The sequence below is a fragment of the Thermus albus genome (assembly GCF_022760855.1).
Lineage (GTDB): Bacteria > Deinococcota > Deinococci > Deinococcales > Thermaceae > Thermus > Thermus albus.
Window position 1 is genome coordinate 143,480 of sequence record NZ_JAKTNR010000002.1, and the last position, 24,181, is coordinate 167,660.

General features: G+C 63.5%; 24 protein-coding genes. 10 read left to right on the forward strand and 14 right to left on the reverse strand.

The window, feature by feature from the left end; genetic code table 11:
* Positions 1–41: 41 nt before the first annotated feature.
* From L0D18_RS02660 to L0D18_RS02670, 3 genes are all read right to left on the reverse strand, one after another.
* Positions 42–1,055: a PIN/TRAM domain-containing protein gene (locus L0D18_RS02660; RefSeq protein ID WP_243027212.1), complete on the reverse strand. Its 1,014-nt coding sequence runs from the start codon at positions 1,053–1,055 to the stop codon at positions 42–44.
* Positions 1,052–2,329, reverse strand: coding sequence for a DNA repair protein RadA (radA, locus tag L0D18_RS02665; protein WP_243027214.1), 1,278 nt, complete (start codon positions 2,327–2,329; stop codon positions 1,052–1,054). Before radA ends, L0D18_RS02660 begins: the two co-directional genes overlap by 4 nt.
* A 79-nt stretch (positions 2,330–2,408) precedes the next feature.
* Positions 2,409–4,619 carry an ATP-dependent Clp protease ATP-binding subunit gene (locus L0D18_RS02670; protein WP_243027216.1) on the reverse strand — a complete coding sequence of 737 codons (2,211 nt, stop codon included), beginning with the start codon at positions 4,617–4,619 and terminating at the stop codon, positions 2,409–2,411.
* Positions 4,620–4,764: 145 nt separating this feature from the next.
* Between L0D18_RS02670 and L0D18_RS02675 the strand changes: the two genes are divergently transcribed.
* Together L0D18_RS02675 and L0D18_RS02680 are read left to right on the forward strand one after the other, a co-directional pair.
* Entirely contained in the window at positions 4,765–6,285 is a 1,521-nt protein-coding gene (locus L0D18_RS02675; RefSeq protein ID WP_243027217.1) for a glycine--tRNA ligase, read from the forward strand.
* A gap of 202 nt (positions 6,286–6,487) precedes the next feature.
* Positions 6,488–7,492 carry an aspartate-semialdehyde dehydrogenase gene (locus tag L0D18_RS02680; RefSeq protein WP_243027218.1) on the forward strand — a complete coding sequence of 335 codons (1,005 nt, stop codon included), beginning with the start codon at positions 6,488–6,490 and terminating at the stop codon, positions 7,490–7,492.
* Positions 7,493–7,494: 2 nt separating this feature from the next.
* Here the strand turns inward: L0D18_RS02680 and L0D18_RS02685 are convergent, their stop codons facing one another.
* The 6 genes from L0D18_RS02685 to L0D18_RS02710 are packed head-to-tail and all read right to left on the reverse strand — an operon-like array spanning position 7,495 to position 15,282.
* The gene (locus L0D18_RS02685; RefSeq protein ID WP_243027221.1) at positions 7,495–7,821 is read right to left on the reverse strand and encodes a M48 metallopeptidase family protein; all 327 of its coding nucleotides are present in this window, start codon (positions 7,819–7,821) and stop codon (positions 7,495–7,497) included.
* A complete protein-coding gene (locus L0D18_RS02690) occupies positions 7,818–10,736 on the reverse strand; it encodes a type I restriction endonuclease subunit R (protein WP_243027222.1) in 2,919 nt (972 codons plus the stop codon). Before L0D18_RS02690 ends, L0D18_RS02685 begins: the two co-directional genes overlap by 4 nt.
* On the reverse strand, positions 10,733–12,034 hold the full coding sequence (locus L0D18_RS02695; protein ID WP_243027223.1) for a restriction endonuclease subunit S: 1,302 nt from the start codon (positions 12,032–12,034) through the stop codon (positions 10,733–10,735). The genes L0D18_RS02690 and L0D18_RS02695 overlap by 4 nt, the downstream gene beginning before the upstream one ends.
* The gene (locus L0D18_RS02700; RefSeq protein WP_243027224.1) at positions 12,031–12,930 is read right to left on the reverse strand and encodes a restriction endonuclease; all 900 of its coding nucleotides are present in this window, start codon (positions 12,928–12,930) and stop codon (positions 12,031–12,033) included. Before L0D18_RS02700 ends, L0D18_RS02695 begins: the two co-directional genes overlap by 4 nt.
* A 56-nt stretch (positions 12,931–12,986) precedes the next feature.
* Positions 12,987–14,537 (reverse strand): type I restriction-modification system subunit M, encoded by a 1,551-nt coding sequence (locus L0D18_RS02705; protein ID WP_243027225.1) that lies wholly within the window; start codon positions 14,535–14,537, stop codon positions 12,987–12,989.
* Positions 14,518–15,282, reverse strand: coding sequence for a TlyA family RNA methyltransferase (locus tag L0D18_RS02710; protein WP_243027226.1), 765 nt, complete (start codon positions 15,280–15,282; stop codon positions 14,518–14,520). Before L0D18_RS02710 ends, L0D18_RS02705 begins: the two co-directional genes overlap by 20 nt.
* 10 nt (positions 15,283–15,292) lie before the next feature.
* On the opposite strand from L0D18_RS02710, the gene L0D18_RS02715 reads away from it, so the two are divergent.
* Positions 15,293–15,610, forward strand: coding sequence for a DUF3234 domain-containing protein (locus L0D18_RS02715; RefSeq protein ID WP_243027227.1), 318 nt, complete (start codon positions 15,293–15,295; stop codon positions 15,608–15,610).
* Positions 15,603–16,031, forward strand: coding sequence for a hypothetical protein (locus L0D18_RS02720; RefSeq protein ID WP_243027228.1), 429 nt, complete (start codon positions 15,603–15,605; stop codon positions 16,029–16,031). Before L0D18_RS02715 ends, L0D18_RS02720 begins: the two co-directional genes overlap by 8 nt.
* Positions 16,032–16,053: 22 nt before the next feature.
* On the opposite strand, the gene L0D18_RS02725 is transcribed toward L0D18_RS02720, so the two are convergent.
* The 4 genes from L0D18_RS02725 to L0D18_RS02740 all read right to left on the reverse strand — a co-directional run bounded on the left by L0D18_RS02725 (position 16,054) and on the right by L0D18_RS02740 (position 19,371).
* Positions 16,054–17,703 carry a glutamine--tRNA ligase/YqeY domain fusion protein gene (locus L0D18_RS02725; protein ID WP_243027229.1) on the reverse strand — a complete coding sequence of 550 codons (1,650 nt, stop codon included), beginning with the start codon at positions 17,701–17,703 and terminating at the stop codon, positions 16,054–16,056.
* 176 nt (positions 17,704–17,879) lie between these two features.
* Positions 17,880–18,269 carry a DUF5615 family PIN-like protein gene (locus L0D18_RS02730; RefSeq protein WP_243027230.1) on the reverse strand — a complete coding sequence of 130 codons (390 nt, stop codon included), beginning with the start codon at positions 18,267–18,269 and terminating at the stop codon, positions 17,880–17,882.
* Entirely contained in the window at positions 18,266–18,502 is a 237-nt protein-coding gene (locus tag L0D18_RS02735; RefSeq protein ID WP_243027232.1) for a DUF433 domain-containing protein, read from the reverse strand. The genes L0D18_RS02730 and L0D18_RS02735 overlap by 4 nt, the downstream gene beginning before the upstream one ends.
* A gap of 107 nt (positions 18,503–18,609) precedes the next feature.
* A complete protein-coding gene (locus L0D18_RS02740) occupies positions 18,610–19,371 on the reverse strand; it encodes an enoyl-CoA hydratase/isomerase family protein (RefSeq protein ID WP_243027234.1) in 762 nt (253 codons plus the stop codon).
* Positions 19,372–19,461: 90 nt separating this feature from the next.
* On the opposite strand from L0D18_RS02740, the gene infC reads away from it, so the two are divergent.
* The 6 genes from infC to mqnB all read left to right on the forward strand — a co-directional run bounded on the left by infC (position 19,462) and on the right by mqnB (position 23,520).
* Positions 19,462–19,977 carry a translation initiation factor IF-3 gene (infC, locus tag L0D18_RS02745; protein WP_243027429.1) on the forward strand — a complete coding sequence of 172 codons (516 nt, stop codon included), beginning with the start codon at positions 19,462–19,464 and terminating at the stop codon, positions 19,975–19,977.
* A gap of 105 nt (positions 19,978–20,082) precedes the next feature.
* The gene (gene rpmI / locus L0D18_RS02750) at positions 20,083–20,280 is read left to right on the forward strand and encodes a 50S ribosomal protein L35 (RefSeq protein ID WP_243027235.1); all 198 of its coding nucleotides are present in this window, start codon (positions 20,083–20,085) and stop codon (positions 20,278–20,280) included.
* 10 nt (positions 20,281–20,290) lie between these two features.
* Complete coding sequence (gene rplT / locus L0D18_RS02755) at positions 20,291–20,647, forward strand: 50S ribosomal protein L20 (protein ID WP_243027236.1); 357 nt, start codon at positions 20,291–20,293, stop codon at positions 20,645–20,647.
* A gap of 73 nt (positions 20,648–20,720) precedes the next feature.
* Complete coding sequence (locus tag L0D18_RS02760) at positions 20,721–21,185, forward strand: COG2426 family protein (protein WP_243027238.1); 465 nt, start codon at positions 20,721–20,723, stop codon at positions 21,183–21,185.
* A complete protein-coding gene (locus tag L0D18_RS02765; protein WP_243027240.1) occupies positions 21,182–22,843 on the forward strand; it encodes a glycerol-3-phosphate acyltransferase in 1,662 nt (553 codons plus the stop codon). The genes L0D18_RS02760 and L0D18_RS02765 overlap by 4 nt, the downstream gene beginning before the upstream one ends.
* Positions 22,843–23,520: a futalosine hydrolase gene (mqnB, locus tag L0D18_RS02770; RefSeq protein ID WP_243027241.1), complete on the forward strand. Its 678-nt coding sequence runs from the start codon at positions 22,843–22,845 to the stop codon at positions 23,518–23,520. The genes L0D18_RS02765 and mqnB overlap by 1 nt, the downstream gene beginning before the upstream one ends.
* A 42-nt stretch (positions 23,521–23,562) precedes the next feature.
* Here mqnB and L0D18_RS02775 read toward each other — a convergent pair whose 3' ends face one another.
* Positions 23,563–24,177 carry a superoxide dismutase gene (locus L0D18_RS02775; RefSeq protein ID WP_243027243.1) on the reverse strand — a complete coding sequence of 205 codons (615 nt, stop codon included), beginning with the start codon at positions 24,175–24,177 and terminating at the stop codon, positions 23,563–23,565.
* Positions 24,178–24,181 lie beyond the last annotated feature (4 nt).

Sequence of the window (24,181 nt, forward strand, 5' to 3'; positions counted from 1 at the left end):
CTAAGGCCGTGAGGCATTATAAGGCCTAGGCCCAATCCCTATTAGCCCTGGGCTTCGGCGGCGGGCTGGGCGAAGAAGAGGCGGCCCACCTGGGTCTGGATGGCCTGGGTGATGACCACCTCCACCTCCTGGCCCCGGTACCGGATCCCCCCGTCCACCACCACCATGGAGCCATCCTCCAGGTAGCCCACCCCCTGGTGGGGCTCCTTGCCCTCCTTGAGGATGAGGAGCCTCAGGGTATCCCCCACCTTGAGCTGGGGGCGGAGGGCCTGGGCCAGGGCCTGGACGGAAAGGGCCTTGACCCCGTAGATCCTGGCCATCTGCAGGAGGGCCAGGTCGTTGCTGACCAGGGCGGCTTTTAGGTCCCGGGCCAGGAAGAGGAGCTTTTCGTCCACGCTTTCCCCTTTGGAGGCCTCTTCCAGCACCTCCAGGGATACCAGCTCTTTCAGCCTTTCCAGGGTTTCCAGACCCCGCCTCCCCTTGGCCCGCTTGAGGGGGTCGGGGCTATCGGCGAAGTGCTGGAGTTCCTTCAGCACAAAGTGGGGCACATAGAGGGGGCCTTCCAGGAACCCCGTGGCCGCCACCTCCGCCACCCTTCCGTCCACCAGGACGCTGGTGTCCAGCACCTTGCCCCCTTGGGGGCGGGAAGGCGGTTTGGGAAGGCGCAGGTACTCCTTGTACCCCAGGGCCAGGTAGGCGAAAAGCCCCACCAGGAAAAGGGCTAAGAAGAGGCTATGGTAGGGGGAAAACCCGGGGATTTGCGAAAGCAAGGTGGTGAGCAAGACGGTGAGGAGGAGGCCCAGGGTGGCCCCTAGGGTCAGGGCCACGGGCACCTCCGGGGAAAGCTCCCGCAACCGTTGCAGGCGTTTTTGCAGGAGGGCCTCGAGGCGGGGTGCCAAAAGAACCCCGGTGAGGAAGCCCGCTAGAGTGAGGTAAAGGCGGTTCAGGGAAAGCAGGCCCGCCGACCGGGGAAGAAGCCCCAGGTTCTCCAGGCCCACCGCCAGCTGGTAGCCCAAAAGGGCGAAGAACAGGTAAAAAAGAAGAGGGAAACTCATCCCAAATACCGCTCCACCGCTTCCTTGAGGGCCTTGGTGTTGCCCGGGTGCAGGATGCGGGGAAACCCCGCCCGTTCCCCTTCCCTAAGCCGCCGTTCCAGTCCCATCACGCTCCGCACCTCGCCCAGAAGGCCCACCTCCCCCACCACCGCCAGGTCCGGGGGCAGGGCCTTGCCCACCACCGCAGAATACACCGCCAGGGCCACGGCCAGGTCCAGGCCCGGGTCCTGCACCTTAAGCCCGCCCGCCAGGTTCACGTAGACGTCCAGGGCCCCAAGGGGCAGGCCAAGCCGCCTTTCCAGAACTGCCAGCACCATGTCCACCCGCCTGGGGTCCAACCCCTGGACCACCCGCCTGGGGGCGGGGAAAGGGGTTTTGGCGGCCAGGGCCTGGACCTCGAGGGCCAAGGCCCTTTCCCCGGCCAGGGCCAGGGCCACGGCGCTTCCCGGAACCCCCAAGGGCCTTTCCCACAGGAAGGCCTCGGAGGGGTTGGGCACCTCCTTAAGGCCCTCCTCCTCCATGCGGAAAACTCCCAGTTCCCCCACCGGACCAAAACGGTTCTTGGCGCTCCTTAGGACCCGGTAAACCCCAGCGGTTTCCAGGTAAAGGGTGGCGTCCACCGCATGCTCCATGCTCTTGGGCCCCGCCACCACCCCCTCCTTGGTCACGTGGCCCACCAAAACGGTGGTGATGCCTTCCTCCTTGGCCAGGCGCACGAAGGCGTGGGTGGCCTCCCGCACCGCCACCAGGCTACCCGGACTTCCCCCGGCCTCAATGGTCTGGATGGAATCCACAAGGAGCACCTCGGGCGGCTCCCTCTCCAAAAGGGTTACCAGGGGCTCCAGGCGGGTTTCCTTGAGGAGGAGCAGCTCCTTTACCCCCAGCCTTCTGGCCCTCAGCTTGATCTGGGCCGGGGATTCCTCCCCCGCCAGGTAGTACACCCGCTTCTCCAGGCGCTTGGCCAGTTCCAGGAGGAGGGTGCTCTTGCCCACCCCCGGTTCGCCCCCCAGGAGGACCACCTCCCCCGGCACGAACCCTCCCCCCAGGACCCGGTCCACCTCGGCAAGCCCTGAGGAAAAGCGGCTTTCCTGGGCCTCGTCCACCTGGGAAAGGGCCACCGGGCTGGGGGTTGCCGGTTCGGCCCGCTGGCCTTTTGGGGAAGGGGAGGCGGTTACTTCGCGGAAGCTTTCCCAGGAACCGCAGGCCGGGCACCGCCCCAAGGGCTTTGGGGTACGGTAACCGCATTCCACGCAGGTGTAGGAGGTCTTGGCCATGGGTTTAGGCCTCGAGGAGCCCAAGAAAAAGCCGCCCCCTCGTAAGGAGGAGGCTGGGCCTAAGGGTTCCGGGGGGCATCTAGACCAAAAGCTCCTCGCCCTCCACCTCGTGGAAGGCTAGGTGGCCGTCCTCCACATTCACGTAGAGATGGCCCGTGGGCTTTTTCAAGAGGGCCAGGGAGAGCGGGTCCTCAATGCGCTCCCGGATGACGCCCCGGATGGCCCGGGCGCTTCCCGTCTTGGGGGCCTGTTCCACCACGAAGCGGGCCACCTCGGGGGCGAAGCGCACGGCGATGTCCCGGGACTGGAGCTCTTTTTGGATCTCCTCCAGCATCATCCGGGCCACCTGCACCAGCTCCTCCTCGGTGAGGGGCCGGAAGCGGATCACCTCGTCCAGCCGGTCCAGGAACTCGGGGGTGAAGAGGGCCTTGAGGGGGGACTCGGTGTCCACCTCCTTGCTGGTGAAGCCGATGGCCGGGCCCACGTTGTAGCCGGTGTTGGAGGTCATGATGAGGATCACCCGGCGGAAGTCCACGGTGCGTCCCATGCCGTCGGTGAGGCGGCCTTCGTCCAGCACTTGGAGGAAGGTGTTGTAGACGTCGGGGTGGGCCTTTTCAATCTCGTCCAGGAGCACCACGCTGAAGGGTTGGCGGCGCACGGCCTCCGTGAGCCGGCCTCCCTGCTCATAGCCCACATAGCCAGGAGGAGCTCCAATGAGCTTAGAGATGGAGTGGGGCTCCTGGAACTCGGACATGTCGAAGCGGATGAGGGCCCGCTCCGAGCCGAAGAGCACCTCGGCCAGGGCCTTGGCCAGCTGGGTCTTGCCCACGCCGCTTTGCCCTACAAAGAGGAAGCTGGCGGCCACCCGGGTGCGGCCGCCCAGGCCCACCCGGGCCCTCCTCAGGGCGCTGGCCAGGGCGCGGATGGCCTCCTCCTGGCCCACCACCCGCTTCCTGAGCTCCTCCTCCAGGTGCATGAGCTTCTCGTCGTCCTTGTCGTCCACGTAGATCCCGCCCCAGGAGTCCACCACCGCCTCGATGTCCTCCCGGGTCACCATGGGGGTGCCGTCCTCCTCCTCGGCCACGGGCAGGCCCAAGGAGGCGTTGAGCCGCACCCGGCTTGCCGCCTCGTCAATCAGGTCAATGGCCTTATCGGGGAAGTTGCGCCCGGGAAGGGAGCGGATGCCGATCTTTACGGAAAGCTCCAGGACCTCATCGGGGATGATGACCCCGTGGTGGGCCTCGTACCGGGGACGGAGGCCCTTGAGGATCTCCAGGGTTTCCTCCGGGGAGGGTTCCAGGACGATCACCGGCTGGAAGCGCCTTTCTAAGGCGGCGTCCTTCTCTATGTAGCGGTGGTACTCCCCGGTGGTGGTGGCCCCGATCACCTGGATCTCGCCGCGGGCCAAGGCGGGCTTCAGGATGTTGGCGGCATCCAGGGTGCCCTCGGCTCCCCCGGCCCCGATCAGGGTGTGGAGCTCGTCTATGAAGGCGATGACCTTGGCGTTTTTGAGCTCCTCTATGATCTGGCGGAGGCGCTCCTCAAACTCCCCCCGGTACTTGGTGCCCGCCACCACCCCCGCCAGGTCCAGGGCCACCACCCGGGCTCCTTTGAGGATGGGGGGCACCCGGCCCTCCACGATGGCCTGGGCCAGCCCCTCCACGATGGCCGTCTTGCCCACCCCCGGGTCCCCTATGAGGACGGGGTTATTCTTGGTGCGCCGGGCCAGGATCTGGATCACCCGGTTGATCTCCTCCTGCCGGCCGATGACGGGGTCCAGCTTGCCCTCCCGGGCCTCCTTGGTGAGGTCGCGGCCGTACTCGTCCAGAAAGGGGGTGTTCACCGGTTTCTCCCGCTCCCGGCCCTCCGCCATGGAGAGGATGCGCCAGCGGATGGCGTCCACGTCCTTGGCGAAGTGGGAGAGGATGCGGTAGGCGATCCCGTCGCCCTCGCGGATGATGCCCAGGAGGATGTGCTCGGTGCCGATCACGGAGGCTCCCATGTTGCGGGCCTCGGCGCTGGCCAGCTCCATGACCCGCCTGGCCCTGGGCGTAATGGCAGGGGGTTCCCCGGTGCGGCTCCCCTCACCCCGGCCCACCAGCTCCTCCACCATGCGGCGCATGGCCTCGAGGCTCGCCCCGTACTCCTGGAGGATGCGGGCCGCCGTACCCCCCTCGCGCATCAGGCCCAGGAGGAGGTGCTCTGGGCCGATCATGGAGTGGCCTAAGCGGCTCCCCTCCTCCCTTGCGTAGTGGAAAACCAGCCTGGCGCGATCGTCGTACCTGTTCATGCTCCCCTCGTCACCTATTCTAGCGTAAGCCGGGCGTGGGCAGGGGTTTGCGCCCAGGCTCACCATGGGCCCCGGTGGTGCCCTAGCACCCCCTTCCGGTAATATGCCCTGTAACCGGGGGCTTGGCCCCCCTTTGGGAGGAACGATGCCGGCAACAAGCCTTGACGAACTGGTGGCGCTTTGTAAGCGGCGTGGGTTTATCTTCCAAGGCTCGGAGATCTACGGGGGCCTCCAGGGCACCTACGACTACGGCCCTTTGGGAGTGGAGCTCAAGAACAACCTAAAGCAGGCCTGGTGGCGCAGGAATGTCTACGAGCGGGACGACATGGAGGGCCTGGACGCCAGCATCCTCACCCACCGCCTGGTGCTTTACTACTCGGGGCACGAGGCCACCTTCGCCGATCCCATGGTGGACAACCGCATCAGCAAGAAGCGCTACCGCCTGGACCACCTTCTCAAGGACCAGCCCGAGGAGGTGCTGAGGAGGCTATACCGGGCCATGGAGGTGGAGGAGGGTAACCTCCACGCCCTGGTCCAGGCCATGATGCAAGCCCCCGAGCGGGCCGGGGGGGCCATGACCGCGGCCCAGGTCCTGGACCCCGCCACCTCGGAGCCTGGGGACTGGACCCCACCCCGTTACTTCAACATGATGTTCAAGACCTACGTGGGCCCGGTGGAGGACGAGGCCTCCTTGGCCTACCTGCGCCCGGAGACGGCCCAGGGCATTTTCATCAACTTCAAAAACGTCCTGGACAGCACCAGCCGCAAGCTGCCCTTCGGCATCGCCCAGATCGGCAAGGCCTTCCGCAACGAGATCACCCCCAGGAACTTCATCTTCCGGGTGCGGGAGTTTGAGCAGATGGAAATAGAGTACTTCGTCCGCCCGGGGGAGGACGAGTACTGGCACCGCTACTGGGTGGAGGAACGGCTCAGGTGGTGGCAGGAGATGGGCCTAAGCCGGGAGAACCTGGTGCCCTACGAGCAGCCCCCCGAGGAGCTGGCCCACTACGCCAAGGCCACGGTGGACATCCTCTACCGCTTCCCCCATGGCCTCGAGGAGCTGGAGGGCATCGCCAACCGCACGGACTTTGACCTGGGAAGCCATACCCGGGAGCAGGAGGAGCTTTCCATCACCGCCCGGGTGCTGAAAAACGAACACTCCACCGCCCGCCTGGCCTACCGGGACCCCGATACCGGGAAATGGTTCGTCCCCTATGTGATAGAACCCTCCGCCGGGGTGGACCGGGGGGTTTTGGCCCTCTTGGCGGAGGCCTTCACCCGGGAGGAGCTTCCCGGTGGGGAAGAGCGCATCGTGCTGAAACTTAAGCCCCAGCTGGCTCCCATCAAGGCGGCGGTCATCCCCCTGGCCAAGAACCGGCCCGAGATCACGGGCTACGCCAAGGCCCTGAAGGCCCGCCTGCAGGCCTTGGGGCTTGGGCGCATCCTCTATGAGGACACCGGCAACATCGGCAAGGCCTACCGCCGCCACGACGAGGTGGGCACCCCCTTTGCCATCACCGTGGACTACGACACCATCGGCCAGAGCAAGGACGGGACCACCAGGCTCAAGGACACGGTCACGGTGCGGGACCGGGACACCATGGAGCAAATAAGGCTTCACGTGGACGAGCTGGAGGGGTTTTTGCGGGAGAAGCTGAGGTGGTAGGCGGGTGGGGCGGCAGGGATGGGGTCTTGGGCTATCCTGGGGGTACATGGTGGCCTTGGCGGATCCTCACAAGGCAGGCCCGGGCCCTTTGGGGCCCGGGGGAGGGGGTCCTGCTGGGAGGCCTGGCTTGGGGCCAAGGTGTTTCCCTAAGGGGGTAGGGTATGGATAACGGGAAAGCCATGAGGGTTAAGGAGGACCGGAGATGAGGGTGGCCGTGGTGGGGGCCACGGGGGCCGTGGGGCAGGAGATCCTGAAGGTCCTCGAGGCCCGAAACTTTCCCTTGAGGGAGCTTCGCCTCTATGCCTCCCCCCGCTCCGCGGGCAAGACCCTGGCCTTCAGGGGGGAGGAGCTTCCGGTGGAGCCCCTTCCCGAGGGGCCCTTGCCCGTGGACCTGGTCTTGGCCAGCGCGGGAGGTTCCCTCTCCAAGGCCCTGGCTCCCATCTGGGCCCAGGGGGGTGCCCTGGTGATAGACAACTCCAGCGCCTGGCGCTACGAGCCCCAGGTGCCCCTGGTGGTGCCGGAGGTGAACCGGGAAAAGATTTTCCAGCACCAGGGCATCATCGCCAACCCCAACTGCACCACCGCCATCCTGGCCATGGCCCTTTGGCCCTTGCACCGGGCCTTCAGGGCCAAGCGGGTGGTGGTGGCCACCTACCAGGCGGCCAGCGGGGCCGGGGCCAAGGGGATGGAGGAGCTATTAAGGGAAACCCACCGCTACCTGCACGGGGAAGCCCCGGTGGCCGAGGTCTTCGCCCACCCCTTGCCCTTCAACGTCATCCCCCACATAGACGCTTTCCAGGAAAACGGCTACTCCCGGGAGGAGATGAAGGTGGTCTGGGAAACCCACAAGATCTTCGGGGATGACTCCTTGAGGATCGGTGCCACCGCGGTGCGGGTGCCCACCCTAAGGGCCCATGCCGAGGCGGTGAGCGTGGAGTTTGCAGGGCCCGTCTCCCCGGAGGCCGCCCGGGAGGTCCTGGCCCAGGCCCCGGGGGTGGAGGTGGTGGACGAGCCCCTTTCCAAGCGCTACCCCATGCCCCTCACCGCCAGCGGCAAGTGGAACGTGGAGGTGGGGCGGATCCGCAAAAGCCTGGCCTTTGACCACGGCCTGGACTTCTTCGTGGTGGGGGACCAGCTCCTGAAGGGGGCGGCCTTGAACGCGGTGCAGATCGCGGAGGAGTGGCTTAAGGGCCCTTTAGGCGCTTAGGGCTAGGGGGTTTGCCCCGGGTGGCCCTGGGCCAGGTAGGCCTTGAGCAGGGCCTTGAAAAGCCGGCCATGGTTGGGAATCTTTAGGTGCAGCAGCTCGTGCACGATGACCTCCCGGCGAAACGCCGCGGGCTGGTGTAGCAAATCGGTGGAAAAGGTGAGCCGCCCGCGGGAGGAGCAGCTTGCCCATTTGCGCTTCATGGGGCGGATGTGAATCTCCCGCGGAGTTACCCCTAGGCGCTTGGCCCAAGCTTCCACCTCCGCGCGGAAGAGGTCCAGGGGCACGGCTTGCTCCAAGGGTTGCCAATCGGGGGGGGTGGTCCTTCTCATTGGGCGGCCCTCCGAAGCAGGTTCAAAATGGCGTTGGCCCAGGCCACTACCTCAGCGACGCCGATTTCCATAAGGGCCTTGTAGAGGTCCTTCCTTAGTTCGCGCTCTTGCTCTTGGCTGTCCATCCAGTGGGGAAGGGAGTTGAAGGCGGCTTCCATCACCTGCGCCACCTGAGAGGCCTTTTCAGGGTCCACCTGGTGGGTGCGCAGCCACCATTCCACGGCAAAGGCCTGCTGCGAGAGGGGGCTAGACTGGCGTTCGGTTTGGGCCTCAGCCAGTTGGCGCACCAGCTCATCCAGCTCCCGCACCGCTTGTTCCGAATCAATCTGTTGTTCCTCAAAGCGGCGGCGGATGGCCTCGGCGCGCTCTCCAATGGAGAGGAGGTAGGGCGCTGCACGCCCTTCTTCCTCCACCAGGCGATGCAGCTCTTTTAGCAGGTTGAACACCTTGACCGTGGGGGGTTGTTCCCGGCCCAATAGGGCAAGGAGGGCCTGGGGTCCCAACACGTACGTGGATGTGGGCTTGTGGATGACCTCCGTATGGCTATGCTTTTGCACGATCTCTGCGGTCTTGCGGAGGAAGGATTTGTCCACTGACACATGGGGTTCGTAGGCGCTGCGCAGCAAGCGGTACATTTCCACCAGGCGCTGGTAATCCTCGAGGTAAGGGCGCAAAAAGGGGTCCGGCGAGAGGATTTCATAGATTTCTTCCAGTTCCCGGAAGTGGCGATAGAAGGCTTCACGCTGCTCCTTGTCGCGGAAGCGCAGCAAAATCGCTTCCGCTAGCTTATCGCCCTGGGCCCTCGAGGCCTTTAAGGGGGCGATGTATTCCGCCTGGGCCTGGGCCATGCGTTCCCTAAAGCGCTCCTGGAGCACCTCAATGCCTTCCACCACGCCGCTTATGTCTTGGGAATCAAACGCCAGTGCCCGCTCCAGGTTGTTGAACACCCCCACAAAGTCCACGATTAGGCCCGCACGCTTGCGCTGGCCCTCCTCGCTTTCGTAGGGGCGGTTGACGCGGGCGATGGCCTGCAGCAGCACGTGGTCGCGCATGGGTTTGTCCAGGTACATGCAATACAGGATGGGAGCATCGTAGCCGGTGAGGAGTTTCTCGGTGACGATGAAGATTTGCGGATTTTCCCCCGGCTTACGAAAAGCCTTGCGCAATCGGGTTTCTTCCTCTTCGCTCAGGTGATAGCGCTTGAGATGGGGCGGGTCGTTGTGCGCGGCGCTGATGACCACGGCGCTCTGCTCGGGCTCGAGGTAACGGTCCAGGGCTTCTTTGTAAAAGGCGCATGCCTCCCGGTCCGCGGCCACGAGAAAGGCCTTGTAGCCCATGGGCTTGACGTATGCCTGGAAATGTTCGGCCACGAAGCGGGCGATTTTATCCACCCGGTCGCGGTTTTTCAGCATGTTGGTTAGGGTGACGGCGCGGTCCAAAACGCGGTTGATTTCCTCCACCTCGGCCACTCCTTCCAGCTCGGCAACCGCCCAAAATTCCTTTTCCATGGCCTCCCGATCCGCGAGGAGGTGGTTTGGGGCCAGTTGGTAGTGGAGCGGAACGGTGGTGCCGTCCTCTATGGATTCCCGGATGGAGTACTTGTCCAGGTAGCCCTGGGGGTCCTCGGCGCCGAAGATTTTGAAGGTGCCCTTGCCGTGAGCGGTGCGGTCAATGGGGGTGCCGGTGAAACCGATGAAGGTGGCGTTAGGCAGTGCGCCCATCAGGTAGTTGCCCAAATCGCCCCCGGTGGAGCGGTGGGCCTCGTCCACCAACACGAAGACGTTGCGCCGGGTGCACAGGTTGGCGGGCATATCGTCAAACTTGTGAATCATGGAGACGATAAGCCCGCGGGTGTCTTCCCGTAGAAGCCTTTGCAGGTCGCGCTTGGACTCTGCCCGGTGGACGCGTCCAAACCCGATGGCCTCGAGGTTTTGGAAAAGCTGCTGTTCCAGTTCGTTGCGGTCCACGATGAGCAGCACGGTGGGGTTTTGAAAGCGTGGGTCTTGGATGAGGAGGCGGGCGATGGTCAGCATGGTGTAGGTTTTGCCCGAGCCTTGGGTGTGCCAGACGAGGCCTCGGCGGGGCCCAGCACGGGGCGCCGTTACCGCGTCTTTGGCCCGCCCTAAAACCCGCTCCACCGCCCGCATCTGGTGAGGGCGCAGGATGACTTTGCTGAGTTCGCCATCCTTACGGGAGAAGAGGATGTAGTCGCTGAGAACGCGCAGAACGCGGCGGGGAGCGATAAAGGACTTGACCAAGGTTTCAAAATCCCCAGCGCTTTCCTCCTTCCAGTTGAGGAGGCTCTTTCGGGAAAGGGACCAGGTGGCCCCGTAAAAGAACCGGGCCAGGTTGATGAGGACGAAGATTTGCGCTTGGGTCATCAGTTCTGGCCCCTCGTTATGGTAGCGGCGGATTTGGTCAAAGGCCTCGGCGATGCCCTCTAAGCGGGTGGCACTCTTGGTTTCTATGACGATCACCGGGATTCCGTTAATCAAAAAGACCACGTCGGCGCGGATATGGTCTGCGCCGCTTTGGAAGGTGAATTCCTCGGTGACGTGGAAGCGGTTTTCTTCCACGCTCTCGAGGTTGACCAGGCGCAGGTTGCGTTCCCTGCGCTCAGCTTCCACGAAGATGGTCTTCAACCCCTTGAGGTATTCCCACGCCTCGAGGTTCCCTTCAATGCCCGTGCGAATCGCCAGGAGGCGGCGAACCACCTCCTCGGCTTTTGCGGCGCTGGTGACGGCCCCGGGGTTGAGGCGTTGAAGCTGCTGCACCAAAACGGGCTTCAGGAAGGGCCTTTCTTTGCTGCCACGCAGGCGCAGGGCCTCTTGGGGTTCCAGGTATTCCCAACCCGCCTCTTTGGCGTAGCGGATGAGGGGGTTTTGGACGGTGCGCCACTCGGAGGAAAGGCTCAATGTGCACCTCCTTGGGGGTTGGGCCCGGGGTTTTCCGGCGGGTGGCTGGGAGACTCGGCGAACTGGGCAATGAAGCTTTTTGGAAGCCGCTTTTCACCGCTCATTAACTGGTGCAACAGGGTTCGGAAGAGGTCCCCCAGGGCACGGGCATAGGCTTCTTCGGCCTGGATGCGCTGGTCCACCGCTTGCAGGATGCGGGCGATTTCCTGCTGCTCGGGGAGGGGAGGGATCGGGATTAAGCAGGCTGAAAGCGTGGCTTTCGTAATCTGCGGTTGACCCGTACCAGTGACAGCCTTTTTGGGGTCAGCGCGACGTAGGACAAAAGATAAGAAATCTTTCCCGAGGATTTCTTCTTTCTTCGGCCTAACAACCATCGCATTGTTTGTGATGAACGCCTTGGGTGGGCTCACATTAACCGTTCCACAGGTCGCTCCGCGACATGTTACAAGTACCTCACTCTGCTCATGTGTATACTCGGAGAACCACCCTATCTGACCGTTCGCCCCAAAAACAGGATAACCGGCGGATGTCATTCTCTTAGTGGGTAAGACCTTTCCTTGCTTCATCTCAGCCACTTCCCCCAACTGCACCACCCGCCAATGCTCTGGGATAGGGTCGATCTCGGTATCCTTCAACGCCACCTGGTCGGCTTGGTTCAGGGGCACGGGTCCGTAGGTGAAAAGGTGGCGCATCAGGCTCTTTTTCAGCTCGCGCAGGGCAGCAATGACCCGATAGCTGGCCTGTTTTGCTTCCTGCACCGTCCGCAGCACCCGCGCAATTGCCCGCTGCTCGGGGAGGGGGGGGAGGGGGATGAGGTAGGAACTTACTTGCTTTGGACGGATAGAAGCATAGTTGGTTGAACCACGAGGTTCTACTTGCCGTAGGAGGATGGGTGTTTTTACTAAGAATTCTACAAAGGAAGGTTCTAGGAGGTTTTTGTGAAGTTCAAAGACAAAATAGTGGCTACTTACAATTGCACCACTCAGATCAGGCGGAACTATTCCAAAACCACCAAGTTTAGCGTCGATTTCAGCAACTACAAAGTCACCAGAATAACAAACCTGTTGCCTTTTGATTTTTAATTTTGCACCAGCAATTATATCACGTAATACGACGCCTTGCCCCCGAAGCTTAACTGTGGGTCGCATATACAGAGTGTTATCATCTATGGTGATAAATGCTTTTCTCTGTCTCATCACCTCCCCCAACCTCACCACCCGCCACTCCTCCGGTAGGGGGCCGAGTTCGGTCATGTGGTAACCCTCGGGAAGCTGGTTGGTCTCCACGGTCACGGTCATAGTTGCCCCATAAGTTCATCAAAATAGTCGCTATCAATCCGCTTGACCTGGTACTGAGACACCACGGCCACCCCTATTCCATAGTCAAACATGAGTTCCGCAAGCTTTTTCCCGTCAATAAGGACAACCCGAACGTCCAAGTGGGCCACGTATTCCCGTGCCTCCTTGGTAAACTCGGACGAGGTGACGAAAATACCCTTGCGGGCCCGTTTGCCCTGCAATGCCCCCACGAACTTTTGCACCTCTGGCCTGCCCACCGCCTGGTCCCACTTTTTGACCTGAAGATAGATGTGTTCCAAGCCCAGGGGGTCAAGCCGAATGACCCCATCAATCCCTTCGTCCCCGGGGCCACCTACCACCACTCCCGCATCCTCGTTCATTCCTCCGTAGCCCACCTTCACCAAGACATCTACCACCAAACGCTCAAAGGCTACGGGGGGAATCTCCCGGATTCTCTCCATGAGTTCCGATATCACGGCTGCGCGAAGCTCTTGGTAGGCCCGCTCCAGGGTCTCGGTGGGAGTGGGGCTTGCGGTTGGGGTTTCCCCTTCTGGCATTGCGGACGCGCTGCCCGCCCGGCTCTGCTCTATGAATGTCCGGAACTCCTCAAAGCGCATGAGAAAGTTTTTGTCAAGGGGTTCGGGGTCTTGTCCTAAAACCTCCTTACCCCTTTTGGTAATCTGGTAAAAGCCTCTTCGCGGCGTGGCGATGAGTCCGGCCTTTTTCAGATAGGCCACTGCCCAACTTATCCGGGTGAAAAAAAGGGGGCTTTTCCCGCTAGGAGTCAAAAGGGCCTCTTCCTCGGCGGTTAGCTGGAACCGGCGCGCCAGCTGGTCAACCAGTTGGCCCCTTGGGTGCGGGTTGCCGTCCGCTAGGGCCTCGAGGATGGGCTTCATCAAGGTCTGATAGTCGGGTATGGGCATGGCTCTATCCCAAAGCGTACTAAAACCCCCTATTTCAGCCCCAGGAGCCGCAAAACGGCGGCTAGGTTTCTCTCGGCCTCGGCCCGGCTTTCCTCCGCTTCCCGAAGGCGCACCATGGCCTCCTCCAGGGGCAGCACCTCCTCCTTGTCGTTGGCGGCCACATAGCGGCTGGGGCTTAGGTTGTAGTCGTTACGTGCGGCCTCTTCTTTGGTGATGATGGCCGAAAGCCCCTCTTCCGCGCGCCATTCGTGGTAAAGCTGGGCGATGGTTTGGATGTGCTCGTCGGTTAGGTAGTTCTTGGGCCGTCCTTTGGCAAAAAGTTTGCTGGCGTTGATGAGGATGATTTGCTCCGGATGGCGTTTCCTGCGGTTGATAACCAGGATGACACCGGGGGCGGTGGTGTTGTAGAAAAGGTTTTCCGGCAGCAGAATCACGGCTTCAATGAGGTCCTTCTCCACAAACGCTTTGCGGATGTCCCGCTCCCGGTTAGACCCCTGGTTGCCCGAGCCCCGGGATACCGCCCCGGTATCCAGCACCACCGCCATACGGCCCTCGTCCTTCAAGGAGGCCAGCATGTGCTGCAGCCAGCCCCAGTCGGCGCTGGAAGAGGGCGGCGTGCCGAAGGGAAAACGCTCGTAGGGATCGTTCTCGTATATGTCCTGGGGGAAGGTTTGGTTCCACATGGGATTGGCGGTCACCAGGTCAAAGGTCTGGAGGCGCCCGGCGGTATCGCGGAAGGCGGGCTCCCGCATGGTGTCTCCCAGGCGAATGTCGGCCTCGAGGTCGTGGATGACCGCGTTCATGCGGGCCATGGCATAGGTGGTGGGGTTGATCTCCTGGCCAAAAAGGCGCAGGGGCCGGACCTCGTTGGGCAGGCGCAGGTGCCCGCTTTCCCGATGTCCAAACCGTTCCAATAGCCTTAGATGGCACTTGATGAGCAAACCTCCCGAACCGCAGGCGGGGTCGTATACCGTCATGCCGGGCTCCGGCTCCAGTAGGCGCGCCATTAAGATGCCCACTTCCCGGGGGGTGTAAAACTCCCCCGCCGACTGCCCTTGCCCTTCTGCAAACTTCCGCAGCAAGTACTCGTAGGCCCGGCCCAGGATATCCGGCTCCACGTCGCTTAGCCCTAGCCGATGGCGGGAGAGGACCTCAATGAGGGTTGCCAAGTGCTCGTCGGAGATGATGCGCTGGCCGGCGGCGGTGGCGTTGAAGTCCACCATGTCAAACACGCCAGCCAAGCGCTCGTTTTCGCGGGCCACCGCCCGCACGGCATCCGTCAGGTACTGGCCGAGCCCCGTGGTCTGCCGGCGGATGGCCTCCCAACGGGCGTTTTCCGGGATGAAAAAGCGCACCAGCTTCACTTGGCCGCGCTGGCGCTCCTGTTCCAGCAACTGAAGGGCTGTTTCCGTACTGCCGAACTCCCGCGCCAGGTGTTCCACCTCTTCCTGGAACACATCGGAAAGGCGCTTAAGGAAGATGAGGGGCAAAATATAGTCCTTAAACTTGGGGGCATCCACGGGGCCGCGGATGGCACAAGCGGCATCCCAAAGCCATTCCTCAAGGGTTCGGATGTCCATGCTCTCCTCCATCCGGGCTTTCAACCCCGTCCGTTTCTGGGTGCATTATAAGCCAAAGCCAAAACTCCCGATTGCCCTCCTTACCCGGCAAGGGGCTTTCCGTTTCCCCCAAGACGGAGAAGCCCAGCTCCAGGGCCCTTTCCCGCACCCGGGCCAAGGCCCTTTGCCGCAAGCCCTCCTCCCGCACCACCCCCTTGTGCACCCCAGGCCCCAGCTCAAACTGGGGCTTGACCAGGATGAGGGCCTGGCCCCCGGGCTTGAGGATCTCCGCCACCTTGGGGAGGAGGAGGGTGGAGGAGATGAAGGAGACGTCCATGACCACCAGGTCCACGGGCTCCGGCAGGGTTAGGGTGCGGGCGTCCTGCTCCTCGAGGCCCACCACCCTGGGGTCTTCCCTGAGGCGGGGGTGCAGCTGGCCCTTGCCCACGTCCACCGCATAGACCCGCCGGGCTCCTCTTTCCAGGAGGACCTGGGTAAACCCCCCGGTGCTGGCCCCGATGTCGGCGGCCACCTGGTCCCTCACCTCTATGGGGAAGGCCTCCAGGGCTCCAAGGAGCTTGTAGGCGCCCCGGCCCACGTACCGCTCGGGGGCAAGGACCTCCACCTGGGCTTCTTCTGCCACCTGGTGGGCGGGTTTGGTTACCACCACCCCTTCCACCCGCACCTGGCCGGAGCGGATGAGCCTTTGGGCCTTTTCCCGGGTTTCCGCCAGGCCCCGTTCCACCAGGTAGCGGTCCAGCCTCACGAGGGGTATTATGCCTCCTTGGATGGAGCTATCCGGCACCTGGTACATCCTGGAAGGGGAACCGGGGGAGCACCTGGTGCTGGAGGCTTTGGGAAAGCGGCTTTCCGGCATCTGGACTTCCGAGGCCCTGGCCCAGTCCTTCCTGGACCGCCACCCCCAGCTGGGGATGCGGGTGGCTCCCTTGGCCAGCCGGGCCCTGAAGGAGGCCTTCCTGCGCGCCTTAGCCATGCTTGGGGTGGAGGGGGTACTGGTGGACTACGAACCCGGGGTGCACCAGGCCCGGATGGCCCGGCTGGAAGCCCTTTGGGAGGAGGTGAAGCATGCCTAGGATTCTGGCCTTTCTGGTGGTGCTTTTGGCCTTGGGCTTGGCCCAGCGGGCCGAGGTGAGCGTGGGTAGCCCCTTTGGGGTGCAGGGGGGTTTGCGTTTCCCCCTGGTGCCCCTTCTCCTGGACGGGAGGGTGTACGGAGGGGTGGGCCTCGAGGCCCTTGGGGGCGGGGTGGACCTTCTCCTGAAGGTGCCCCTCACCGACCTCTACCTGGGCTTAGGGGGGTTTTACGGCACGGGTCCCACCCTGGCCCTGCCCCAGGAGGCCCGGGGCCAGGGGGGCTTGAGGGGGGTTTTGGGCACCTGGCTCAACCTGCCCTTGCCCCTCGTTGGGGTGTATGTGGAGGTGCACCCCACCTTGTTCTTGGCCCCTGACCAGGCCTTTGGGGTAGGGGCCGCCTTAGGGGTGAGCCTGGGGCTTTGATGCCCCTCCGGCCATGCTGGCCCTAAGAGGGCCGGTAGCCCTCCTTTAGGGGTACGATGCGGTTCATCACCAACTTGCCGGGCCTCGAGTCCACGGGGTCTTGCCAGAAGTAGCCCAGCCGTTCCAGCTGGTAGCGGGTTTCGGGGGGGTCCTGGGCCACGCTGGGCTCAATGAAGCCCTCCTTGACCTCCAGGGCCCTGGGGTTCAGGTTCTTGAGGAAGTCGCCTCCCTCCTCGGGGTCCTCGGTGAGGAAAAGGCGGTTGTAGAGCCGGTACTCCACGGGTAGGGCGTGCCGGGCGGAAACCCAGTGGATGACCCCCTTGGGCTTGATGCCGTCTTCGGGGTTGGCCCCCAGGGTGCCGGGGACGATGCGGGCCTTGAGGAGCCGGATCTCACCCCCCTCCTCCACCACGTCCTCCAGCTCGAGCACATAGGCGTGCCTTAGGCGCACCCGCTGGCCGGGGGCAAAGCGCTTCCAACCCTTGGGGGGGTTTAGGCTGAAATCGGACCGTTCTATATAGAGTTCCTGGGAGAAGGGAAGGGGCCTTTCCCCCTCCTTGCCGATGTCCCGGGGCCAGTAAGGGGCTTCTATCCACTCCTCCCCCTGGTAGTTGGTGAGGACCACCTTTAGGGGTTCCAGTACCCCTAAGACCCGGGGGGCGATGGGGTTTAGGTCATCCCGCACCACCTCCTCAAAAAGCGCCATCTCAATGCGGGCCTCATTGCGGGATATCCCCGTGCGCCGCACGAACTCCCTTATGGCCTCGGGGCGCACCCCCCTTCGCCTCAGGGCCCTGAGGGTGGGAAGCCGGGGGTCGTCCCAGCCCCGCACGTAGCCCCCTTCCACCAGCCTGATGAGCTTGCGCTTGGAGAGCACGGTGTGGCTGAGGTCCAGGCGGGCGAACTCGTACTGGTAGGGCCTGGGGGAGAGGGGCAGGCCGCATTTCCCCTTCAGGTTTTCAATCACCCAGTCGTAGACGGCCCGGTTGCTTTCAAACTCCAGGGTGCAAAGGGAGTGGCTTACGCCCTCTATGAAGTCCTCGAGGGGATGGGCATAGTCGTACATGGGGTAGATGACCCAGCGGTTCCCTGTGTGGTAGTGGGGGGCGTGGACGATGCGGTAAAGCACGGGGTCCCGGAGCTTGAAGTTGGGATGGGCGGGTTCAATCTTGGCCCTTAGCACCCGGCTTCCCGTGGGGAACTCGCCTTGGCGCATCCTTTGGAAAAGATCCAGGTTCTCCTCCACGCTGCGCTCCCGGTAGGGGCTGGGCTTGCCTTGGGCCCTAAGCTCCGCCATCTCCTCTTCTGGGAGGTCGTCCACATAGGCCTTGCCCTCCTGGATGAGGACCAAGGCGCATTGGTACATGGTCTCAAAGTAATCGGAGGCGTAGAGGACCCTGTCCGGGGTAAAGCCCAGCCAGCGCACATCCTCCTCAATGGCCCGGGCGTACTCCTCCTTTTCCGTCTCCGGGTTGGTGTCGTCGTAGCGCAGGTTGCACTCGCCGCCATAGTCCTGGGCCAAGCCGAAGTTCAAGAGGATGCTCCGGGCGTGCCCGATGTGGAGGTAGCCGTTGGGTTCTGGGGGAAAGCGGGTAACCAGCTTCTCGTACCTCCCTTCCCGCAGGTCCTTCTCCACGATCTCCGTGATAAAAGAGGGGGGAACGAGGCCCATAAGGGGAGTATAGCCCTTTGCCGGGCAGGCCAAACCTTAACTTTTCCGGGGTCCCAAGCCAGGGTGGGGCGGCCTCAGAACCGGGGAGGCCGCTTCTCAAAGAAGGCGCGGATGCCCTCCTTCATCGGCTAGTAGGATTGCTCCCTCCGCTATGGGTGCTTCTGCGGAGTTGGGCTTCAAGGGTGCGATTGTCCTTGGTTTGGATCTGGCAAGGGCTTAGCTACCACTTCTTGCTTTCCCAGTACCACAAAGCGGTGGTTCTCCAGGAGCTGGCATAAGGTCTCTAGGTGTACCATGAAAAGTTCTTCCAAGGCTTGGTTGGAAATGTTGCCGGTTGAGATCAAAAGAAGTTTGTAAGGTGCGCCTTGTAGCACCAGAGACTGTGTAAAGTCGCTATCCTTGGTCACCACTACCCTTTCCTCTTGTAGGGACAAGGCGTTTATCTCGTGGTCTGGAGTGGCATTTCCCCTTGGGAGCTCGCTAGTGTGAAGGGCATCGTAGCCTTGTTCCCGCAAACGGCGTACCAGGCGAAAGGGTAGGTGGGCATCCACCAGAAAGCGGATCATGCTACCCGGAGCACCGTTCCCAGATGGCTTAGCCTAGCGGCGAAGAGAAGGCAGGCCTGGATGTCCTCAGGTTCCAGGTCGGGGAAGTCGGCCAGGATTTCCTGCGGGGTCATGCCGCTCGCCAAAAGCTCTAGGATCACGTGTACAGGATAACGGAGTCCTCGTATGGTGGGCTTGCCGTGGTTGATTTGGGGATCCACGGTGATTCGCTTGAGAAGGGTAGTTTCCTCCATTTTAGCCCATTATAAGCTGGCCTGCGCTCTGGGAAATGGGTCTAGCTGCTGCCGAAGCCTTGGCGAGAGGTTTGCAGAAGGGGCGCTGGGAACGGTGTTTTGTTTCGTCAAAATCTCGGAGGCCGCTTCTCAAAGAAGGCGCGGATGCCCTCCTTCAGGTCCCCGGTTTCCCGGATCCAGGCGTTGGCTAAGGCGGCCAAGCGGAAGCCGTCCTCGAGGCCCATTCCCGGCAAGGCCAGGAGAAGCTCCTTGGTGAGGCGCAAGGAGGTGGGGGCATTGTTGCTGAGCTCCTGGGCTAGAGCCAGGGCCTCCTCCAGGGCCTTTCCGGGCGGGGCGATGCGATTCACCAGGCCCAGGGCCTTGGCCTCCTCAGCCCCCAAAAGCCGGCCCGTGAGGAGGAGGTCTTTGGCCACCTTCTCCCCCACGGCCCGCACCAGGATCACCGAGACCAAGGCGGCCACGAAGCCGATCTTTACCTCGGTGTAGCCCAGCCTGGCCTCCTGGTCCATGACCAAAAGGTCGCAGGCGGTGGCCAACCCGGCCCCACCCGCCACCGCGGGCCCGTTCACCGCCGCCACCGTGGGCTTGGGGAAGGTGTAAAGCCGGTGGAAGAGGTGCATGAGGGAAAGGGAATGGCGGTAGTTTTCCTCGGCGCCAAGCTCCGTGACCTTCTCCAAAAAGGCCAGGTCCGCCCCCGCGCTAAAGGCCTTGCCCCGCCCCGAAAGGACCACCACCCGGGCCTCGGGGTCTTGTTCCGCCTCCTGGAGGGCCGAAAGAAGGCCTTCCACCATGCCTGGGGACAGGGGGTTTCGGCGCTCGGGGTCGTTCAGAAACACCTGAAAGATGGGGCCTCGCTCCACCTGGACCATGCCCCCATTGTAGTGGCGGTGGTTTTCCTGCTACACTCCCCTTAGCCCGCAAGCTGAAGGAAAGGCCTCGCGGGCTAGGAGGTGGTGTAGATAAAGGAGTATCTGGTTAACGAACGCATCCGCGCCCGGCAGCTTAGGGTCATTGGGGCCGATGGGCAACAGTTGGGCATCATGGACACCCGGGAGGCCTTGCGCCTGGCCCAGGAGCAGGACCTGGACCTGGTTTTGGTGGGTCCCACCGCGGATCCCCCTGTGGCCCGCATCATGGACTACTCCAAGTGGCGCTACGAGCAGCAGGTGGCGGAGAAGGAGGCCCGGAAAAAGGCCAAGCGCACCGAGGTCAAGTCCATCAAGTTCCGGGTCAAGATTGACGACCACGATTATCAGACCAAGCTGAACCATATCAAGCGTTTCCTGGCCGAAGGCCACAAGGTCAAGGTTACCATCATGTTCCGGGGGCGGGAGATGAGCCATCCCGAACTGGGCGAAAGGCTTCTGGAACGGGTGGCCGAGGACCTAAAGGGCCTGGCGGTGGTGGAGATGAAGCCCGAGCTCTTAGGCCGGGACATGAACATGCTCCTGGCCCCAGCCAAGGTCTCCGCCTAAAGCGGCCTCCTGTCTGGACCTTTTCACCCGCCTCTGGTATAGTGTGAGGGCTTTGGGGAGCCTGAAAGTCCCCGGTCCGGGGCGCTTCCCAAAGGGGAGGAAAGCATGCCGAAGATGAAGACCCACAAGGGCGCCAAGAAGCGGGTAAAGGTGACCGCTTCGGGCAAGGTGGTGGCCATGAAGACGGGCAAGCGGCACCTCAACTGGCACAAGTCGGGCAAGGCCATTCGCCAAAAGGGGCGGAAGTTTGCTTTGGCCCAGGCTGAGGCGGAGCGGATCAAGCTCCTGTTGCCCTACGAGTAGGAGGTAGAGGATGCCGCGCGCTAAAACCGGTGTTGTCCGCCGCAGGAAGCACAAGAAGATTCTGAAGCTGGCCAAGGGCTACTGGGGCCTGCGCTCCAAGAGCGTCCGCAAGGCCCGGGAAACCCTCTTCGCCGCAGGCAACTACGCCTACGCCCACCGCAAGCGCAAGAAGCGGGACTTCCGCAAGCTTTGGATCGTGCGCATCAACGCCGCCTGTCGCCAGCATGGCCTGAACTACTCCAGCTTTATCCACGGCCTGAAGAAGGCGGGGGTGGAGCTGGACCGCAAGTCCCTGGCGGATTTGGCGGTGCGGGAGCCCCAGGCCTTCGCCCAGCTGGTGGAGAAGGCCAAGGCTGCGCGGGGTTAAGGCCCTTTGACCGTGGCCCACCTCCTGGTACCCCGTCTTGGGAAGAGGGGAGGTGGGTTTCCCTCTTGGTGCCATGCCCCCTGAGCTGTACGTGGTGTTGGTGGCCGCCCTGCCGGTGGTGGAACTGAGGGGAGCCATTCCCCTGGGCGTGGCCTTGGGCCTTTCCCCTAGCGAGGCCTTCCTCCTCGCCCTTTTGGGCAACCTTCTGGTGGCCCCGGTGGCCCTTCTCCTCCTGCCCTGGGCGGTGGGGATCTTAACCCGCCTGCCCCTTTTGGCCCGGGCCTGGGAGGCCTTGGAAAGGCGGGTGCGCCTTAAGGGGGAGGAACAGGTGCAACGCCTGGGGGCCTTGGGCCTTTTCCTCTTTGTGGCCGTGCCCCTTCCGGGAACCGGGGCCTGGAGCGGGGCCGTGCTGGCGGTGGTCTTGGGCCTTAAGCGGCGCTACGCCCTTCTGGCCATCTCCTTGGGGGTGGTGGCGGCAGGGGTCATCGTGCTTCTCCTCACCGGTGGGGCCGTGGCCGGGCTAAACTACCTGCGATGATGCTCCTTCTCGTGCCCCTGGCCTATGCGGTGGGCGCTATGCCCCTAGGCCACTGGCTGGCCCGGCGGCGGGGGGTGGACCTGCGCACGGCAAGCCCCTACACCCTGGGGCTGGAAACCGCCGTGAGGCGGCTTGGGCTGGGCTTCGTCCTTTGGACCTTCCTTCTGGACTTTGCCAAGGGCTACCTGCCCCTGGCCTTCGGGAGGGCCTTGGGGCTTGGCCTCGAGGGCCTTCTAACCCTAGGGCTTGCCGTCTACCTAGGCCACCTTTACCCCCTTTTCTTCCGCGACCCCTGGCCCCTTCGGGCCAAGGGGGCGGGGGTGCTCCTTGGGGTCTTGGCGGGGCTTCCCCTGGAGCCCGCCTGGGGCCTGGTGCCCTTAGCCTTGGGGCTAACCCTCTACGCCCTCACGGGCTACGCCTCCTTGGGGGCCTTGGGGATTCCCCTGGGGCTTTTGGGGGTGGCCTTTTGGGCGGGATTTGGCCCTTGGGCTAAGGCTCTTTCCGGCCTCCTTTTCCTCCTTGCCCTTTGGCGCTACAAGGAGAACCTGGGCCGTATCCTGGAGGGAACCGAGCCCAGGCTGGGAAGCCCCTTGCCCTTGCCTTCGGAAAGGCAGGTGGTCTGCGCCTTCCTCATCCACCCCCTCACGGTGGAGGACTTTTGGCAAAGCCCCCGTTTCCGCTGGGCCCGGCCCTTGGTGCGCCTGGGGCTTTTGAAGCAGGCCTGGATAGAGCGCATCGCGGAGTTTTTCCGCCCCATGAAGGTGGGGGAGGTCCGGGGAGTCAGGACGGCGGATGGCCGGGAGGTCCTTTGCCACCTCATTTCCGCACCCCTTTTGCCCCACCAGATCAAGGCCAAGCCGGAACTGGCCCTCTGGCGGGCCATCCAAGGGGCCCGGTTGGCCAAGGAGCTTGGGGCCACGGTGGTGGGCCTGGGGGCCTTCTGGAGCGTGGTGGGGGATAAGGGGAGGGAGGTGCAAGAGGCGGTCCCGGACATAGAGGTGACCAACGGCGGGGCCTACACCGCCGGCACCGTGAAGGCCGCCATCCCCAATATCCTGGCCCACTTTGCCCAAAGCGGGAAGGACCTTAAAAAGGCCACGGCGGCGGTGGTGGGGGCCAACGGGGTGGTGGCCTTCGGCATCGCCCGGCAGATCGCTCCCCTGGTGGGGCGGATCATCCTGGTGGGCAGGGATAGGGAAAGGCTAGAGAAGGCGGCGGAGAGCCTGCGCAAGAACCTGGAGCGCAAAGGGCAGGCCCCCGAGATGGAGGTGACCACCGACGTGGCGGCCATTAGGGAAGCGGACCTGGTCTTCACCGCCACCAGCGACCCCAACCCCGTCATCTACCCTGAGCACGTGAAGCCGGGGGCCTGGATCTACGACGAGGGAGTGCCCCCCGATGTGCACCCCTCGGTGAGGGGGGTGCCAGGGGTAAGGGTCATCCCTGGGGGGGTGGTGCGGCTTCCTGGGCGGGCCCGGGCCACCTTGGACCTCCACTTCGGCGCCCCCGACCAGGTGCCCGCCTGCTTAGCGGAGACCATGATCCTGGCGGCGGAGGAGGCCTTTGACCGGAAAAGCCTCGGGGGAGAGGTGAAGGCGGAGAACATCCAGTTCTTCGTGGAGCGGGCGGAGGCCTTGGGGTTCAAGGTGGTGGAGTGATGTGGCTTCTCCTTTCCCCCACGGCCCTCGAGGCCTCCTTTCTTCGGGGAGAGCCCTTCACCTTTTTGGGAAGAAGGGGGCTAAAAGGGGAAGGGTTTGTCCACCTGGAAACCGGCATCGGCAAGGTGAACACCGCCCTGACCCTGGCCTCCTGGGCCAGCCGTAACCCCGTGGGGAAGGCCCTGCTCTTTGGCATCGCGGGGGCCTATCCGGGCTCGGGGCTTCTCCCTGGGGATCTGGTCCTGGTGGGGGAGGAGGTGGAGGCGGACCTGGGCACCCGGGAGGGCTTAGAACCCATGGGTTTTCCCGCCCTGGAGGTGGGGGAGGAGGCCTACTACAACCGTTTCCCCCTGGATAAAGGGCTTACGGAGGGCCTGGCCCGGGCCCTGGGCCTGGAGGTGGTGGTGGGCCTCACCCAGGACCGGGTTTCCGAAAGCCTGGTGGAGGCGGAGGCCCTTGCCGCGCGTTGGGGAGCCCAGGTGGAAAGCATGGAGGGAGCCGCCTTTGCCCGGGTCTGCCTGGCCTTGGGCATCCCGGGAGTGGAAATGCGGGCCATCTCCAACCCCGCAGGGGTGCGGGGCAAGGGGGCATGGAGGATCCCCCTGGCCCTGAAGGCCCTGGAGCGGACCCTGGCCGCCCTGCTTGGGGGAACGTTTCGGCCTAGGCCCCCAGGGTAACCCCCCACCCCGGCCGCCGGGGTGGGGGGCATGGAGGTGGGTTTAGCCCTTCTGGAAGAAGGCCTCCGCCTTGTCCCAGTTCAGCACGTTCCAGATGGCCTGGAGGTAGTCGGCCCGGCGGTTTTGGTACTTGAGGTAGTAGGCGTGCTCCCACACGTCAATGCCCACGATGGGGGTGAAGCCCTCCATCACGGGGTTGTCCTGGTTGGGGGTGGAAAGCACGTGGAGTTTCCCAAAGGGGTCCTTTACCAGCCAGGCCCAGCCGGAGCCGAAGCGGGCCATGGCCGCCTGGGTGAGCTTCTCCTTTAGGGCGGCGAAACCGCCAAACTGCTCCTCAATGGCCTTCTTAAGCTCCCCTACGGGTTCCGTGGCCCCCCCGGGGGTGAGGAGCTCCCAGAAGAGGCTATGGTTCAGGTGCCCGCCCCCGTTGTTGCGCACCGCGGTCTGGATGTCTGCGGGCAGGGCCGCCAGGTGGCGGAGGAGCACCTCCACTTCAACCCCCTGCAGGTAGGGGTATTTTTCCAAGGCGGCGTTGAGGTTGTTGACATAGGCCCCATGGTGCTTCTGGTGGTGGATCTCCATGGTCTTGGCGTCGATGTGGGGCTCGAGGGCCTCGTAGGGGTAACCCAGTTCCGGCAGTTTGAACGGATACGGCATACAG

Coding starts and splice junctions, on each gene's coding strand:
- L0D18_RS02660 (WP_243027212.1), bottom strand. CDS start 1,055: ATGAGTTTCCCTCTTCTTTTTTACCTGTTCTTCGCCCTTTTGGGCTAC.
- radA (WP_243027214.1), bottom strand. CDS start 2,329: ATGGCCAAGACCTCCTACACCTGCGTGGAATGCGGTTACCGTACCCCA.
- L0D18_RS02670 (WP_243027216.1), bottom strand. CDS start 4,619: ATGAACAGGTACGACGATCGCGCCAGGCTGGTTTTCCACTACGCAAGG.
- L0D18_RS02675 (WP_243027217.1), top strand. CDS start 4,765: ATGCCGGCAACAAGCCTTGACGAACTGGTGGCGCTTTGTAAGCGGCGT.
- L0D18_RS02680 (WP_243027218.1), top strand. CDS start 6,488: ATGAGGGTGGCCGTGGTGGGGGCCACGGGGGCCGTGGGGCAGGAGATC.
- L0D18_RS02685 (WP_243027221.1), bottom strand. CDS start 7,821: ATGAGAAGGACCACCCCCCCCGATTGGCAACCCTTGGAGCAAGCCGTG.
- L0D18_RS02695 (WP_243027223.1), bottom strand. CDS start 12,034: ATGACCGTGACCGTGGAGACCAACCAGCTTCCCGAGGGTTACCACATG.
- L0D18_RS02700 (WP_243027224.1), bottom strand. CDS start 12,930: ATGAAGCCCATCCTCGAGGCCCTAGCGGACGGCAACCCGCACCCAAGG.
- L0D18_RS02705 (WP_243027225.1), bottom strand. CDS start 14,537: ATGGACATCCGAACCCTTGAGGAATGGCTTTGGGATGCCGCTTGTGCC.
- L0D18_RS02715 (WP_243027227.1), top strand. CDS start 15,293: ATGCCTCCTTGGATGGAGCTATCCGGCACCTGGTACATCCTGGAAGGG.
- L0D18_RS02720 (WP_243027228.1), top strand. CDS start 15,603: ATGCCTAGGATTCTGGCCTTTCTGGTGGTGCTTTTGGCCTTGGGCTTG.
- L0D18_RS02725 (WP_243027229.1), bottom strand. CDS start 17,703: ATGGGCCTCGTTCCCCCCTCTTTTATCACGGAGATCGTGGAGAAGGAC.
- L0D18_RS02730 (WP_243027230.1), bottom strand. CDS start 18,269: ATGATCCGCTTTCTGGTGGATGCCCACCTACCCTTTCGCCTGGTACGC.
- L0D18_RS02735 (WP_243027232.1), bottom strand. CDS start 18,502: ATGGAGGAAACTACCCTTCTCAAGCGAATCACCGTGGATCCCCAAATC.
- L0D18_RS02740 (WP_243027234.1), bottom strand. CDS start 19,371: ATGGTCCAGGTGGAGCGAGGCCCCATCTTTCAGGTGTTTCTGAACGAC.
- rpmI (WP_243027235.1), top strand. CDS start 20,083: ATGCCGAAGATGAAGACCCACAAGGGCGCCAAGAAGCGGGTAAAGGTG.
- rplT (WP_243027236.1), top strand. CDS start 20,291: ATGCCGCGCGCTAAAACCGGTGTTGTCCGCCGCAGGAAGCACAAGAAG.
- L0D18_RS02760 (WP_243027238.1), top strand. CDS start 20,721: ATGCCCCCTGAGCTGTACGTGGTGTTGGTGGCCGCCCTGCCGGTGGTG.
- L0D18_RS02765 (WP_243027240.1), top strand. CDS start 21,182: ATGATGCTCCTTCTCGTGCCCCTGGCCTATGCGGTGGGCGCTATGCCC.
- mqnB (WP_243027241.1), top strand. CDS start 22,843: ATGTGGCTTCTCCTTTCCCCCACGGCCCTCGAGGCCTCCTTTCTTCGG.
- L0D18_RS02775 (WP_243027243.1), bottom strand. CDS start 24,177: ATGCCGTATCCGTTCAAACTGCCGGAACTGGGTTACCCCTACGAGGCC.